8 protein-coding genes and 1 pseudogene are annotated in these 14,894 nt (G+C 63.7%); 4 read left to right on the plus strand and 5 right to left on the minus strand.

Annotation, left to right across the window (positions count from 1 at the left end):
• The first annotated feature begins 54 nt into the window (after positions 1–54).
• From ABID58_RS29085 to ABID58_RS29095, 3 genes and pseudogenes are all read left to right on the plus strand, one after another.
• On the plus strand, positions 55–2,100 hold the full coding sequence (locus ABID58_RS29085) for an AsmA family protein (protein ID WP_354036262.1): 2,046 nt from the start codon (positions 55–57) through the stop codon (positions 2,098–2,100).
• A gap of 131 nt (positions 2,101–2,231) precedes the next feature.
• Positions 2,232–4,679: an adenylate/guanylate cyclase domain-containing protein gene (locus tag ABID58_RS29090; RefSeq protein ID WP_354036263.1), complete on the plus strand. Its 2,448-nt coding sequence runs from the start codon at positions 2,232–2,234 to the stop codon at positions 4,677–4,679.
• 410 nt (positions 4,680–5,089) lie between these two features.
• Positions 5,090–5,391 (plus strand): annotated as a pseudogene (locus ABID58_RS29095) (HigA family addiction module antitoxin).
• A 304-nt stretch (positions 5,392–5,695) separates the two neighbouring features.
• Here the strand turns inward: ABID58_RS29095 and ABID58_RS29100 are convergent.
• A complete protein-coding gene (locus tag ABID58_RS29100; protein ID WP_354036264.1) occupies positions 5,696–8,617 on the minus strand; it encodes an EAL domain-containing protein in 2,922 nt (973 codons plus the stop codon).
• Between the two features lie 209 nt (positions 8,618–8,826).
• On the opposite strand from ABID58_RS29100, the gene ABID58_RS29105 reads away from it, so the two are divergent.
• Complete coding sequence (locus ABID58_RS29105) at positions 8,827–9,183, plus strand: methylamine utilization protein (protein ID WP_148755876.1); 357 nt, start codon at positions 8,827–8,829, stop codon at positions 9,181–9,183.
• A 5-nt stretch (positions 9,184–9,188) separates the two neighbouring features.
• On the opposite strand, the gene ABID58_RS29110 is transcribed toward ABID58_RS29105, so the two are convergent.
• The 4 genes from ABID58_RS29110 to ABID58_RS29125 form a co-directional block, all read right to left on the minus strand.
• Positions 9,189–10,250, minus strand: coding sequence for a hypothetical protein (locus ABID58_RS29110; protein ID WP_354036267.1), 1,062 nt, complete (start codon positions 10,248–10,250; stop codon positions 9,189–9,191).
• Positions 10,251–10,673: 423 nt separating this feature from the next.
• Positions 10,674–11,711, minus strand: a complete 1,038-nt coding sequence (locus tag ABID58_RS29115) for a cytochrome-c peroxidase (protein ID WP_148755878.1) — start codon at positions 11,709–11,711, stop codon at positions 10,674–10,676.
• Between the two features lie 317 nt (positions 11,712–12,028).
• Complete coding sequence (locus ABID58_RS29120) at positions 12,029–13,312, minus strand: Spy/CpxP family protein refolding chaperone (protein WP_502916437.1); 1,284 nt, start codon at positions 13,310–13,312, stop codon at positions 12,029–12,031.
• Between the two features lie 281 nt (positions 13,313–13,593).
• Positions 13,594–14,628, minus strand: a complete 1,035-nt coding sequence (locus tag ABID58_RS29125; RefSeq protein ID WP_354036268.1) for a LysM peptidoglycan-binding domain-containing protein — start codon at positions 14,626–14,628, stop codon at positions 13,594–13,596.
• Positions 14,629–14,894: the final 266 nt, after the last annotated feature.

Consider the following 14,894-nt stretch of genomic DNA (forward strand, 5'->3'; position numbering starts at 1 on the left):
AGGGCGGGCAAACTGCCGGTTTCGGCGCCACTCGTCCGTCGTTGGAAAGTCGACATGAGAGTAGTGAAATTCGCCGGCGCAGCGTTGGCCGCAATCGTCATCGTGATCGCACTCCTGCTGGTGATCGGGATCCCCTCGGGCTTCCTGACCGCGACGATTGCCTCGCGCGTCGAGCACGCGAGCGGCTATCGCCTGTCGATCGACGGCACCACCAGGATCAGCCTGTGGCCGACGCTGAACATCACGCTGAACGACCTCACGCTCCAGGACCCCAAGGACCGCAGCGGCATCACGCGCGTGACGATCGACAGCGTGCAGGCCGACATGTCGCTCGCAAGCGTGTGGTCGGGTCGCCCTGACATCAGCGAGATCGTCGTCACCCATCCGGTGCTGTACCAGCCGCTGCTGCGCGAGCGCCTGCCAAATGCCGATGCGTCGCAAAAGCCGCTTGCGCTCGACATGGACGGCGCGAGCATCGACCGTGTCAGGATCGTCGACGGCGAAGTCGCATTCTCGCGCGCGCGCGATCGGGTCGACGGCCGTATCAGCGCGATCAATGCCGAAGCCGTCATGGGCCGCGACCGCAAGGTCAATGTCGCCGGCACCGCGCGCGTCGGCGAGCACCCGACCAAGTTCGACATCAAGGCCACCACACCGGCACCGCCGATCGAGCGGCAGACCATGCCGGTGGATTTCGCCATCGATATGCCCGACGTGCTGAAGTCCCAGCTCGCCGGCCATGCCGAGCTGCGGCTCAACGGTGCGATCGTGATGGTCAACGCCGTCAATGGTACGTTCGGCGATGGCGCCTTCAACGGCTGGGCCTCGGTCGACATCGCCAGCAAGCCGCTGGTGAAGGTCGATCTCGACTTCCAGCGGCTGGCGATTCCGCTGGCGAAATCGCCTGATGGCGCTGCCGGGCAGCCCTGGAGCGATGCGCCGATCGACGTGTCCGGGCTCAACTATGTCGACGCGCAGATCAGGATCTCGACCAACGAAGCCGTCATCGGCGACGCCCATCTTGCGCCCCTGGCGCTCGATGCAAAGCTCGCCGGCGGCATCTTGAAGCTCGGCACTGCCAATCTCGGCGCCTATGGCGGCCAGGTTTCGGGCGAGGTGATCCTCGATGCGACCAGCGGCGCGCCGAGTGTTGCGATGCATTCCGACCTCGTCGGCGTGCGCGCGCTGCCGCTGCTGCAGGGCCTCGCTGAGTTCGACCGGATCGACGGCAAGATGCAAGCCAAGCTGGCTCTGCGCAGCGCCGGCACCAGCCAGCGCGCGCTGATGGCGAACATGCAGGGCACGGCCTTCGTCAGTTTCCAGGACGGCGCCATCCGCGGCATCAATGTCGCGCAGATGATCCGTTCGCTGACGTCGGGCACGCTCTCGGGCTGGCAGGACAGTGAGGCACAGAGCACCGACCTGTCGCAGCTCTCTGCCTCGTTCCGCATCGACAAGGGCCAGGCGGTGACGACCGACCTCAACCTGATCGGGCCACTGGTGCGCGTCACCGGCACCGGCACCATTGCGCTCGACACCAAGATGATGGGCTTTCGCGTCGAGCCGAAACTGGTGATGACGACCGAAGGCCAGGGCCGCGCCTCCGATCCGGTCGGCTTCGGCATTCCCGTGATGATCACCGGCGCGTGGTCGCAGCCGCGGATCTATCCTGACATGGCGGGCGTGCTCGACAATCCGGATGCCGCTTACGCGAAGCTGCGCGAGATGGGCAAGGGCCTGTTCGGACCCGATGGCGCCGGGCTCGGCAACATCCTGAACAGTTTTGGCCTCGGCGGCGCCGCTGCGCCGGGTGGCGGCAATACGGCCGGCAATGCCAACCCGCCAACGCAACAGCAAGAACAAGGACAGGGGCAGAACAATCTGCTCGGCGGCCAGCTCGGCGAGGCGATCGGCAATCTGATCCAGCAGGGGCTCTCGGGCGGCGCCGGCAACGGTACCGGCCGAAGCCGCAGCCTGCCCGGCACACCGGCCACACCGGCACCCCAGGCTTCGCCGGCCCCTCCGACCCAAGATCCGCCAGAGGCGCAGCAGGACAGCCAGCCGATGAACGACGTGATGCGGCAGCTGTTTAATCGGTGATTGCGCCACACCCGCCTTGACCGCCCCTTGACCGCCCCCTTGCCGGTCCCAAAGCCCAAATTGTGGTAGAAGGGCCGTGGGGCCCGTACGGCCCATAGCGCCGGCGTCGGTCGCGGCGCGAGAGGATCCGGATGGCGGGAGCGAACAACAAGACCTGGTTTCTGCGCGAGGGCCTGTTCGTCAAATATGTCGTCTCCCTCGTCGGCCTCGTCGTGTTCGTGCTCGCCGTCAACGGCGCGATGGAGACCTGGATCTCCTATCGCGCCATCAAGACCTCGCTGACCGACGGGCTCGAGGACAAGGCCCAGGCCGCCGCAAGGCGCATCGAGCAATCGGTGTCCGAGCTCGAGCGCCAGATCAGCTGGGTGACGACGGCAAGCCGGGACACGCTGGAGAAGCGCCGCGCCGACTACGCCCAGCTGCTGCAGCAGGTCGCCGTCATCTCCCAGCTGTTCCAGCTCAACGGCGACGGCCGCGAGGTGCTGCGCGTCTCGCGCCAGTCGACCACGACAAACGGCAATGCGGACCTCGTCCGCGACATGCGCTTCACCGATGCGGTGGCGCGCGGGGTGAGCTACTCGGCGCCCAGCTTCGTCGACCAGAAACCGGTGATGTCGATCTCGGTGGCGCATTCCGGCTTCAATGCCGGCGTCACGGTGGCCGAGATCGATCTCGGCTTCCTCGCCGATTACCTCACCGACGCCCAGGTCGGCAAGGCCGCGTTCGCCTATGTGGTCGACGCACGCGGCCGCGTGCTGGCGGCCTCGTCGAAGGGGCCCGACGTCGGCAAGGACCTGTCGAAGCTGCCGCAGGTCGCGGCTGCGATCGCGCCCGGCCGCGCGCCCGATACGTCGGGCACCGACTTCAACGGCCATTCGGTGTTGACCGCCGCGAGCACCGTGCCGAAGCTCGGCTGGAGCGTGCTGTTCGAGCAGCCGACCGCGCAGGCGCTGACGCCGATCCGCGACCAGCTCGTGCGCATCGCGCTTTTGATCGGCATGGGCCTGCTGGTCGCGATCCTCGCCGGCACGCTGCTGGCGCGCCGCATGATCATCCCGATCACGGCGCTGCGCGACGGCGCGCACAAGCTCGGCGAGGGCGATTTCAGCCACCGCATCGACGTCCACACCTCCGACGAGCTGGAGGAGCTCGCCGGCCAGTTCAACCGCATGGCCGGCCAGCTCCAGGAGACCTACACCGACCTCGAAACAAAAGTCGAAGAGCGCACCCGCGACCTCGCGCAGTCGATCAACGAGCTGAAGGTGCTGGAGGAGGTCGGCCGCGCGGTCGCCTCCTCACTCGACCTCAACGCCGTGCTGCCGACCATCGCCGCCCGCGCGCTCGAGATCAGCCATGCCGATGCGGTGCTGATCTACGGCTATGATGCCGAACAGCATCGCTTCAACCTGGTCGAGGCTGACGGCATCGACAAATCGGCGGGAGGCGACCACGTCACAATCGAGGAAGGCGAGAACATCTTGAGCGAGGCCGCCGCGCGCGGCGAGCCGATCGCGATTGCCGATCTCGATCACGCCGCCGGGCAGCCGCTGCGCGAGGTCGCGGTCAATGCCGGCTTCCACGCGGTGCTGGTGGTGCCGCTGGTCGACCAGCAGGGCACGCTCGGCTCGCTGGTGGTGCTGCGCCGCGCCAGCGGCGCGTTCGAAGGCAGCCTCACCGGCCTGATGCGCACCTTCGCCAACCAGGCGGTGCTGGCGATGCGCAACGCGCGCCTGTTCACCGAGGTCGACCACAAGAGCCACGCGCTGGAGACGGCGCACGAGACCGTGCGCGCCCAGGCCGACCAGCTGCGCGAGCAGACCGAGCAGCTGAAGAACTGGAACAAGTCGCTGGAAGAGCGCGTCGCGACCCAGCTCGGCGAGATCGAGCGCATCCGCAAGCTCGAGCGTTTCCTGGCGCCGCAGGTGGCGCAGCTGATCGCCTCCTCCGACAGCCCCGAGGGGCTGCTCACCAGCCAGCGCCGCGAGGTGACCGTGGTGTTCTGCGATCTGCGCGGCTTCACCGCGTTCACGGAAGCGACCGAGCCGGAAGAGGCGATGAACGTGCTGCGCGAATATCACGCCGCGCTCGGCAAGCTGATCTTCAAATACGAGGGCACGCTCGACAAATATGCCGGCGACGGCGTGATGATCCTGTTCAACGCGCCGATCCAGTTCGAGGACCACACCGCGCGCGCCGTGAAGATGGCGGTGGAGATGCGCGACACCATCGGCCCGCTGACCGAGCGCTGGCGCAACCGCGGCCACAGCCTCGGCTTCGGCATCGGCATCGCGCTCGGCTACGCCACGCTCGGCCAGGTCGGCTTCGAGCAGCGGCTGGAATACGCCGCGATCGGCAGCGTCACCAACCTCGCCTCCCGCCTCTGCGGCGAAGCCCTCGCCAACCAGATCGTGGTCAGCCGTCGCGTCTACGGCATGGTCGAACAATCCGTCGAAGCCCGCGCGCTCGACGATCTCCAGCTCAAGGGTTTTAACCACCCGGTGCTGGCGATGGAGATTTTGTCCTGGCGTGAAGAGGAGGCGACGGTGGTGGATGCGTCGGCCGCGCGGCGGAGAGGGTGAATTCGCGCTGACCGCCTGCTGAACTTGTAAGAGATCCTTACAAGTTGGCTCCGCGCGAACGCAAAAAGTCGAAAACAACCCCATGCACAGTAGCCATAGCCCTGAGCTGCATGGCGAATTTCACGCAGTTTGCGGATTTGGCGAAATTCTCTTTGACACGTCGGGCAAAACACCGGCATGATGGCATGATCGGGCGTTTGCGCGTGACATCACCAAGCTCTGATCTGCTTGCCCGTCGAGTCACGGCCGTCCCCCTCAAGCAACTGCGCTGTCGTTGATCTCGCGAATCGTGCTGACGAGACGGACGACCTTGGCCTCGTCGAACAGATGCTCCGGCCCCGACCTGAAGGCACGGCTGTTTCGCATGATCCAGTTGATCGATGACGCGACGTTGCAGGTGACGCACGCTGATGACGAAGCGCAAGCCGGCCTCGGTCGGCGAAATCCTCACCGAGGAATTCATGAAGCCGATGGACCTAACGCAGGGCGCGCTGGCCGACGCCATGGGCGTACAGCGCAAGCACGTCAACGAACTCTGCAACGACCGTCGCAACGTCACCGCAGCCACGGCGCTGATCCTCGCCCGCGTGTTCGGCAATAGCCGGACTTCTGGCTGAACGTGCAGCGGCGAACCGACTTGTGGGAGGCGATGCATTCGGCCCGCGACCGCAAGCGGATCGAACGGGCGCGACCGTTGACGTCGGCGGCGTGACGAAGCACGCGCGGACGGGCCGGAGGCTGCAATAGCAAATGCGACGGGGGAAGCGAAGGGTGGCTTTGGTGGGAATGGCAGGGGCTGTGGAGGACTGGGAAGGCGAGCCAGCGTATTGTATTGTGATGCGGCTGGCAGCTTCCTTGCTGCCATCCTTCGAGACGCCCGCTAACCGACAGGAAAGCTGTGGGTCGAGCCATCGCTCGGCACCCGAACAGAATGCTCAGGATGACGCAACAGCGCACCTGTATCGCCCCACCAAGACCGAGAGCACGTCGATTTCACTGAGCAAGCGAGATGAACCTTAACTGGCTCTCAGATTGGCCCAGTCACTTCTCTTGAGACTCTTGAGGCCGTTTCTCAAGCTTAGGATCGTCGATGCGAGTTCTGTCGCCGGGACCGGACGGCTGAACAAGTATCCCTGCGCCTCGTTGCATCCTTCGGCCTTCATCTGGTTCAACTGCTCAATTGTCTCAACGCCCTCCGCCGTCGTCGTCATGCCGAGGCTCTTCCCGAGGCTGGTGATCGCCCGGACAATCAATTTCGATCCCTTTGTGGCCGTCACGTCGCGGACGAACGATTGGTCGATCTTGAGTTTGTCAAAGGGGAAACTGCGCAGATAGCTGAGCGAAGAGTAGCCGGTACCAAAATCATCCAAAGCGATGCGCAGCCCACGCGCCTTCAGCTCATGCAGCGTCGCAATGGTTTCGGCGCTGTTGCCAAGGAGAACCGATTCAGTGATTTCGAGCTCAAGTCGATGTGGCGCCAGCGCCGAAGTATCGAGTGCTTTCGCGATGACGGCCGCGAGCCGTGGGTCACGAAACTGAGTGGCCGAAACATTGACCGCAATCTTGAGCTCGTTCGGCCAACTCGCCGCCTGGGCGCAGGCACGATTGAGCACCCATTCCCCAAGCGGAGTAATGAGGCCAATCTCTTCGGCGACAGGGATGAACTGGTCCGGCGGCACCATTCCCCTCTCCGGATGTCGCCAGCGCAACAATGCCTCAAAGCCGCTGATCCGGTCCATGCGCAAATCATAGATGGGCTGATAGAACAAATCGAATTCGTCCTTGTCCATGGCTTCGCGCAGGTCGATTTCGAGCGCTCTTCGGGTTTGAAGACTCGTGTCCATTGCCGGCTCGAAAAACCGCCATGTTCCCCTGCCGTCCATTTTGGACCGGTACAACGCCATGTCCGCATTTTTCAGCAGTTTCTCGCGCGTGGTGCCGTCACCCGGTGCCAGGGAAATTCCGGCGCTGCAGCCGACGATGACCCGATGTCCGTTCAGCTCATAAGGCGCTCCGACATGCTCGACGACACACCGGGCGAGGTGCGCAGCATCGTCAGCGTTTCGGACTTCAGATTGGATGAGCGCAAACTCGTCGCCCCCCAGCCGCGCAACCGTATCACCCTCTCGGACGCACGCACTTAATCGGGCCGCAACCGCGCAAAGCAGCGCATCACCCACCGGATGTCCCAAGGTGTCATTGACCTGTTTGAAATTATCCAAATCAATACAGAACACGGCAAACCCCGCACCTCGGCCCGCCTCTGCAACAGCTTGTTCGATCCGCTCGGCGAACAAAGACCGGTTTGGCAATCCCGTCAGAGCGTCATGCCGCGCCATGAACGCGATCTGAGATTGCGCCCTTTGTTGTTCGGTCACATCTTCACAGCTGATGAGCCAGCCGCCGTCGGATGTGGAGCGATAGGCGATCGAGACAACGCGGTTGCCGCTGAGCTGCTGAAGGTAGGAGCCGTGTTTCCCGCGCGCCAACAACTCCTCGCTTTCCGCGCGAAGGTCAGCCACCGTCTGGCTGCCATGATTGCCGGCGGCAACACTCAGGCGGAGGACATCCTCGAATGTCATCCCTGGAAGCACGAGCTCCGGCGAAATATCGAAGATCTCGCAGAAGCGCCGGTTGACGACCTGCAGCCGTCCTTCTCCGTCATAGAGACAGAGGCCTTGCGACATGTGCGAGAGCGCCGCATCCAATCTCAGATTGGTCGCGTGCAGCTCGGCTTTCTGCTGTCTCAAACCGGTAATGTCGCTGAAGACGAGGATGACGCCGCCCTCCTGGGTCGGGCTACGGCTGACCCGCAGCCATCTTCCATCCGGGAGTTGGGCCTCGCTCTCCACCCCTTCGACCTCGTTAGCGTCCTCTTGCAGCATGAGTTCCGTTGAGCGCTGGGTGCCGGGCGCACGGGCCGTCCGCAACGGATGGACCAGCTGCGGAGAGCAGCGAATGAATTCGCTCGCTCTGGAATTGGCCAACGCGATCTGGCCGCTTTGGTCGAGGAGGACGACGCCCTCGCGGGAGTGCTCGAGCGCATCGGAAAGCCGCGCCTGCGCCGAACGCCGCTGCGCCACCTCCCGCTCGACCATCGCCCTGATATTGTCCCGCATTCGGCCCATGGCGGTTAACAGCGTACCCAACTCGTCGCCGCTGCCTTCCGGAATGCCCGTGTTCAAATCGCCATCGGCGATGCTCTGGGCCGCTTTGGATGCGATGGCGACGGGACCAATGATCCGCCGTGCCAACAGCCAGGAAAAAAGACCGGACAGAAGAAGGGCGACGGTCAGTCCTGCGACGTTGAGTTGTATATCCCGCTTGATCGCAGCAAGCGCTCGCTGACGAAATAGAAAGCCATCGCCGGCAGTATAGTTCACCAGCAATTCGATCTGCTGATTCACAGTGCTCGAATACTGATCAACACCATTGACCTCATGACCGCTCGCTTCCTGAAATTGACCTCGACGAAGCGCGATCCAGGCATTTGCCGCCTCCTGGACCTTGGCGGCTGCTTGTGCCGCGCGCGCGGACTGTGACCGCTCGGCCGCGATGGTGACGTCTTCCGAAAGCGACTTGGCCAGCTCCTCGATTTCGGCATCGAGCCGCGCCTGGACCGCTAGGTCTTTTGTGAGCAGCCGTTGTGCAGATGCCACGCGCATTCCGGCGAAATCGGCGCCAGCCGCCCGCGCGTAGTTGATCGACATCAATGACTCGTCGAAGGTTTTCGCAACCAGGTCACCGGCGTGCCGGATACCGAGTGTGGCATACCCTCCCAAAGCTGCCGCAATCGCGCTCATTGCAAGACAGAAGATCAAGATTCCGGTTCTGATCGAACCGCGCGCGACAAGCCGCGACACCCGAGCGATTATCGACCGAAAGGTCTCGATAACCGCGTTCGGTTGACGCGCAACGCTGCCGACGAAAGGACCCATCACAGTGTCTTTCGCTGTAAACACCTAATCGCAAACATATCGCGCGGAGGCAGCAGCGGCTCCGCCTAAAATTTCCCTAGCAATGACTGCAAGGGATGCGGAAATCGTTAAGATCAACCTGTGATAAGTATGGGGGTACTCACGCGGCTCGAAAGATTCGAGCCCGGACGGATTCTTGGTAAAGTTGAAGTTTCAGCGGGGTTGAAATAATGGCGAGGTTTTTGCCTTTGCGCGCAGGCGGGCTCGGTTTTCAGATCACGGCCGCAATTGTAGGGGGTCTCTTCGCGGGAGCCGCTTTGGGCGCGGCCCCTTACACGATCTCGCAAAAGGATCGGGAGTTTAGGCCGAGAGAGATCATCATCAAGCGCGGCGAGACTTTACGGTTCGTTAACGACGACGGCGAGCTCCTCCACCACGCCTATTTGAGCGCGGACAGCTTTGATTTCGATACCGGGGATCAGCAGCCGGGCAGCCAGTTCGACGTCGTTTTTTCCGTGCCTGGTGACTACACCGTGCTGTGCGGCATTCATCCCAAGATGAAGCTTGGCGTGCACGTCACCAAGTAAAGACCCTAGAGAATCGTCGTGTTGAAGATCGCGGCGTGGCCAACATAATAGGCGAACAGCGTGACCGTCAGCGCCGCGCATAGTCCTGCCGGGGCGAGCCACGGCGAGCGATAGTCTGACGCGGCCTGCCGGGTATCGCAAACGATCGCGACCAGGACGACGATGATCGCCGAGTGGCCGATGACATCAAGCTTGCCGAATTCGAAGCATGCGCTGATAAACATGCCGAGCAACATGGCCGCCGCAATGCGCCGGACTAGCGGTGTCCAAGCCAAGGCAAAAGCGAGGGTGAACTCGACCATTCCCGCGGCCCGCATGTAGAACTCGCTTTCGAACCCAAGCGTGATGCCGGGATGCTCGATCAGGAGCGGAAAACTCCATTCCGGATAGGCCCACTTCTCGATCGACGCCCACATCAACGTGACGGCGGTCGCATAGCGCACCACGTCGAGCGGCGAAACGCCGAAGAGGTCCTTTTGCAGCCCGGTGAGGGCGAGGTAGGCCGCAAACCCGAGAAAGATCGGATAATCGGCCAAATGAAAGGTGCCGTAGTCCCGTACCGCGAGCGCGAACAACACCGCGATTCCGGCCGCAGATAGCGGCATCGTGCGACGCGACAGCAGGCCGGCGGCGATGGCAAGCTGCAAAGGCCCGACCAGCGCCGACGTCGTTTTCAGTTCGGGGGTCAGGATGATACCTCCGACCGCCCAGAGCGAGACGAAGAAAAACCCGCAGACTGCGCGCATCATGAGTTCGGTGTGCAGCTCCAGATTCTCCGTGAAGCGGTTCAGTGAGCGCGCCATCAGCTCGCCCAAAGACGTCCGCTCCACCACACAGCCGGAAAAGAACCAGAGCAAGGCAACGCCCAGGAGGAGCTCAAAATCCTGGCACAGAACGTTCTCAAGGCCGCGCGGCTGGCCGGCAGCGTCGTAGGCGCAAAACCATTTGACATGGGCGGCTGCCTCTTCCGTCCCCAGGATCCAGACGCAGAATCCGGCGATTGACGTGGCAAACAGGTAGATTGCTCGGGAGGCCGAAACGGCATCTCGTCCCAGAGACCTGAACATTTCAAAAAACCGCCCGTCTTAAACGCACATCCTTAACGATCTATTCACCCTAGCATAAATTTTAAGGTTTGTGGCGCCTGTCGCATCCGCTGGTTGTTTGGTGGTTAATGGGGGCGGCACCGGGGCTTATTTGAACGGCCAACCCACCGCAAATCCCTTCAAACTTTACGGATCTTGAGGACGGGCCTTGAACCCAGGGGGCGTACTAAACGGCGGACAAGCGGATGATTGGAGCAGTCCATGTTCGGAGCGTTAAGTGCGGCAGGTGTGGCGGTGGGCTCGGTCCTGGCCCGCGGCGCAAAGCGGTACGCAGTGCGAGCCGAAACCCTGGAGGCCTGGACAGGCGCCCTTCTTATCTTCGGTTTTGGCCTGTTGGGGTCGGCATTGCCGCACCTTCATTGAGCGCCTTCTCGGCCGGCCCGATCAGGGAGCTCGTTGTCCGGGCACCTCGGGGAAAGGCACTGCCGGGGACGAGGCGGTAAGGGTTTGAAGAAAGGCGATCAGATCGCTCTTTTCGTCCGCCGTAAGGAACAGTGGCCGGATCGAAGGCGATCGGCTAGGTCGATCGATCCCACCCTTGTTATAGAGCTCGATCACCTGTTCGAGCGTTGCCACAGAGCCATCGTGCATGTAGGGCGCGCGGCGCGTGACATCGCGCAAGGTCGGCGTCTTGAACGCGTATCGCAGCTTTTGCGATGTCGGAAACAGTCGGCCGCGCCCAATATTATCACCTGTTGCAGTGCCGATATCCTGGAACGATCCATCTGTAAAAGACGGCCCGCTGTGGCAGCTTGAGCATCGTGCTTTGCCGTTGAAAATCTCGAAGCCGCGTTTCGCCGGCGCGCTGATCGCGGCGTCATCGCCCGTGATCCACCTATCGAACGGCGACTCGCCAGCGACAATGGTGCGTTCAAAGGTCGCCAGGGCGGCTTCGATCCTGGGCCGCGTGATTGCACGATCTCCGAACGCGTTTGCGAATGCATCACCATAGGCCGGTGCGGTGGAGAGACGCTCGATCAGCTCCGATTCCGTCAGATTCATATTCGCCCGGCCAGTGATCGGACCAAACGTCACGGCCTCGATATCCCTGAATTTCCCGTCCCAGCCCAACGGTTCACTGAACGCCACATCGATCAGAGTGGGCGAACGCAACGGCAGACCCCTCGGGTCCTCCCCGATCGCATGCGCGAGGCCATCACCCCACGAAAGTGACGGGTTGTGGCAAGTCGCACAGGAAACGGTACGGGATCTCGATAGCAGTGGGTCGAAGAACAACATCTGCCCAAGACCCGCTTTCGCCGCGGAGTAGGGATTGTCATCCGGAAAAAGAATGGTTGCGGGCCGACGGTAGCTGGCACGGATCTCCGTAGCCTCGCCTGGTTTCTCGGCGGACATCAAGGCAAAACGCTGGCCCAGCGGCAAAAGCGCCGCAAGTAAAGCCAGGCTGACCCAGACCTTCATCGGCTCCTCGGACGGAAATACCGGATCTGTATATGAAGTGTTAGTCAACGAAGCTTTAATGGATGACGGCAGATCCGAACGAACGCGCCGACAGTGGATCGAAGACGATGACCGCATAGGCGCTCAACAGGTAATATGATCATGGTCCGGTCAGTCCGCGCGACTGCCAATAGGCAATGGCGCACCCAGGACGCAGTTAGGTCGGGAGGCTGTTAGTTAGCGCCGCATGCGGCCCGCTTATTGCGGGCTCCACAAGGATGAGGATCTGTTTCGCGTAGGTGTTGGATGATGCCGCGCAGACGGACGTCTTGCAACTCTCACATCCCCCGCTTCGGCCCGATCGCCTCAAACGCGGCCTTCTGCTCGTCGCTCAGGCCGAACTCGAAATCATCGAGCGCATCGCCGACGCCGCCCACCGCCTGCTGCATCCTCTCGAGCCGCGTCTTCACGGCGGCGAGGCGGGCCTGTGGTGTTGATGCAGCCTTTGTCGGACAGGGACTGAGCGTCTCCATGGTGCGCAGCGTGGTGTCCTGGAGCACGTCGAGGCGGGCGCGTCCGGTGTCGTCGAGCTTCAGCGTGGATGCGATCTCGGCGGCGGGCCATTGCTGCTGCACGAGCTGCTCGTATTGACGCTGCGCCTGGATATCGTAGCGGGGATCGCTGTCAGCGTTGCAGGCTGATGCCGCCTGCGCGTCCTTGTGCTGGGCGGATGCAACCGCAGCGCGACGTTCGTTGGTGAGCTTCTCGAGCTTTGCTTTCTGGCTGTCATCGAGGAGATCGACGAATTTGGCGAGCGGCGCCGCGAGCGCGTCCGTGGCCTTGATCATGGCATCAAGCCGGGCTTGCATCACGCCGAGGCGCTCCGGCGCGGTCATCGGCGCCTGCGCCGGGCACGAGGCGCGGATGGTGTCGCGCGCGGAGGCCCAGGCGGCGCCGAGATCGTCGAGCGCGGTGCGCTGCATCTCGTTCGGCTGCACCGCGGCGGCGATACGGTCGACGGGCAAGCCGCCAGTGTCGCTGGCGTCGCAGACCGCCTCCACCGGCGGCACTCGTCGCGCACGACGTCCTTGCGGCGCGGTGTAGGCGGCGAGCTCCGGAGCCGCATAGGGCGCGAAGATCGCGGCATAGATATCGCCATAGCCATAGAGCGACAGGCTGGTGGCATCGCCGAAGATTACCGCATTGGTGAGATCGTCATGCGCGAACGGCCAGAACACGGGACCGACCCAGCCGTAGCTGCCCTCGGGATGGCGCCACCAGCCCTGCGGACGGCGGCCGCCGTGCCAGCCCGACAGCGCGGCCTGCGCCGTGAGCGCCGCGCGCATGATATAGGGGTTGGCGGGCTGACCGCGCTCGGCTCCGTTGGGAATCTGGCGCGGATCCTGCGACCTCAGCGCAGCGGAGCGATAACGACTGCCGCGCACCGCCATGCGGGCGTGGCGCAGCCGCGACAGGCCGATGACGTGGCCGACGGCGAAGCGGGCAACACCGAGCGGCCCGCCGCGGAGCCCGAACTGTGCCTGGGCTTGATTTGGCAACAGCACTATCGCGAGGACCGCGCCGGCCACCGCCAGTCCGAGGCGGAATCTCGAGCTGACCACCGAGCAGACCACCGAGATGACCACTTCCTGGCCCTCCTCCAGCGCCAAGTGCACATCGCGTCGCACGGAGAAACTCGCCGGGGAACCAAATGTTCCGCGGCGAGACGGGCAAAGCGTCGCGGTCGTCTTACCTCGCCCCGCTTGCGGGGAGAGGTCGGATGACATCGCAGATGTCATCCGGGTGAGCGGGTACAGGTCTCTCGACGATTCCGCCCATGGAGAGAGCCCCTCACCCCGCCCTCTCCCAGTAAGAACGGGGCGAGGGAGAAGGAGAAGCCGCCTCACTGCGCCCTTTGCGGAACCAAGACGGTCTGGCCCGGGTAGATCAGATTGGGATTGTGGATCTTTGCGCGGTTGGCGTTGAAGATCACCGCGTAGCGCGCGCCGTCGCCGTAAGCGAGACGGCTCAGCGCCCAGAGGCTGTCGCCGCGGGAGACCACCCGGCTGCCGCCGGCTTCCGCCGTTGCAGTGTTGAGGACGTCCGCGGGCGAGGCGGACGCGACCGTGGTACCGGCCGCCGGCATCCTCGCCATCGCCTTTGGCTTGGGCGTGCCCATCATGCGCGGCCGAGCCGCGGACCGGTCCAAAGCCGAGGCCAGGCGCGGCGCCGGCAGGGACGCGACGATGTCCGATTTGTCGTTTTCAGCCGGCTTCGCTGCCGCTGCGACGCGCGCGGGCGGCGGCGCGGCTTCGGCGATCGTCACCGGCACGGTGCGGCTGGACTGCATGACGGAGCCGTCGGGCGCCCTGGCGCGCAGCGTCAGCTCGTAGCTGCCGGCGGGAAGCCTTGGCGGGGTCATCACGAACTGGCCCGACGCATCGGCCACCACGCTGTCGAGCGGCTGGCCGTCACGCATCAGCTCGACCTTCGAACCCGGCGCGGCCCGGCCCGCGATCACCGCGGCCTCGCCTTGATCGTCGACGCGCGCGACGTCGAAACGGGGACCGGCATCCGCAACTGATGGCTGCGGCTTGGCCGGCGCGATATCGGCCAGCGCCGCGACCTGCTTCTCGGTCTCGGCCAGCGCCCCCGCCTTCGCGGTGCCGGACGGTGCCGGCGAGGCGGACGGCGCGGGCGGTGCAACCGCGGCGAGTTTCGGTTGTTCGGAGTTCAGCTCAGTCTTGGGCTCAGTCTTCGGCTCAGTCTTGGGCTCAATCTTGGCCTCAGGCTTTACCTCAGGCTTGGCGACGACCGCGAGCTCGGTGCCCGCCCCGCCCGGCAGCAGACGGCGCAGCTCGGTCGGGCCGATCACCAAGACGGTGCCGGCCACCGCGAGCAGACAGAATGCAATGAAGGCCTTGGATGCGGTGATCATCAGTCCTCAAACCTTAATCGAAATCCTGGGTCGCAAATCGGCCCCGGCAAAGTGCGCCGATTTGGTTGCGGCAGCAAGACGGTCAATGGGATGAACCGAGGTAGCCCCGTCGGCGTCAAATGGGCTCGTAGCTCGTAGGGTTAGCCCTGCGGACTGCGCGAAGCGCAAACCGCATGGCGTAACCCACCACTGTTCATTTCGACGGACACAGAAGAGGTGGGTTACGCTGACGCTAACCCACCCTACCGTCCTTTGCCCACCCTACA

The sequence above is a fragment of the Bradyrhizobium sp. S3.2.6 genome (assembly GCF_040546885.1).
GTDB lineage: Bacteria > Pseudomonadota > Alphaproteobacteria > Rhizobiales > Xanthobacteraceae > Bradyrhizobium > Bradyrhizobium cytisi.

What these genes read in the sequence shown, in the direction of transcription:
- ABID58_RS29090 (WP_354036263.1), top strand. Translation starts at nt 2,232, where the DNA reads ATGGCGGGAGCGAACAACAAGACCTGGTTTCTGCGCGAGGGCCTGTTC.
- ABID58_RS29100 (WP_354036264.1), bottom strand. Translation starts at nt 8,617, where the DNA reads ATGGGTCCTTTCGTCGGCAGCGTTGCGCGTCAACCGAACGCGGTTATC.
- ABID58_RS29125 (WP_354036268.1), bottom strand. Translation starts at nt 14,628, where the DNA reads ATGATCACCGCATCCAAGGCCTTCATTGCATTCTGTCTGCTCGCGGTG.
- ABID58_RS29110 (WP_354036267.1), bottom strand. Translation starts at nt 10,250, where the DNA reads ATGTTCAGGTCTCTGGGACGAGATGCCGTTTCGGCCTCCCGAGCAATC.
- ABID58_RS29105 (WP_148755876.1), top strand. Translation starts at nt 8,827, where the DNA reads ATGGCGAGGTTTTTGCCTTTGCGCGCAGGCGGGCTCGGTTTTCAGATC.
- ABID58_RS29115 (WP_148755878.1), bottom strand. Translation starts at nt 11,711, where the DNA reads ATGAAGGTCTGGGTCAGCCTGGCTTTACTTGCGGCGCTTTTGCCGCTG.
- ABID58_RS29085 (WP_354036262.1), top strand. Translation starts at nt 55, where the DNA reads ATGAGAGTAGTGAAATTCGCCGGCGCAGCGTTGGCCGCAATCGTCATC.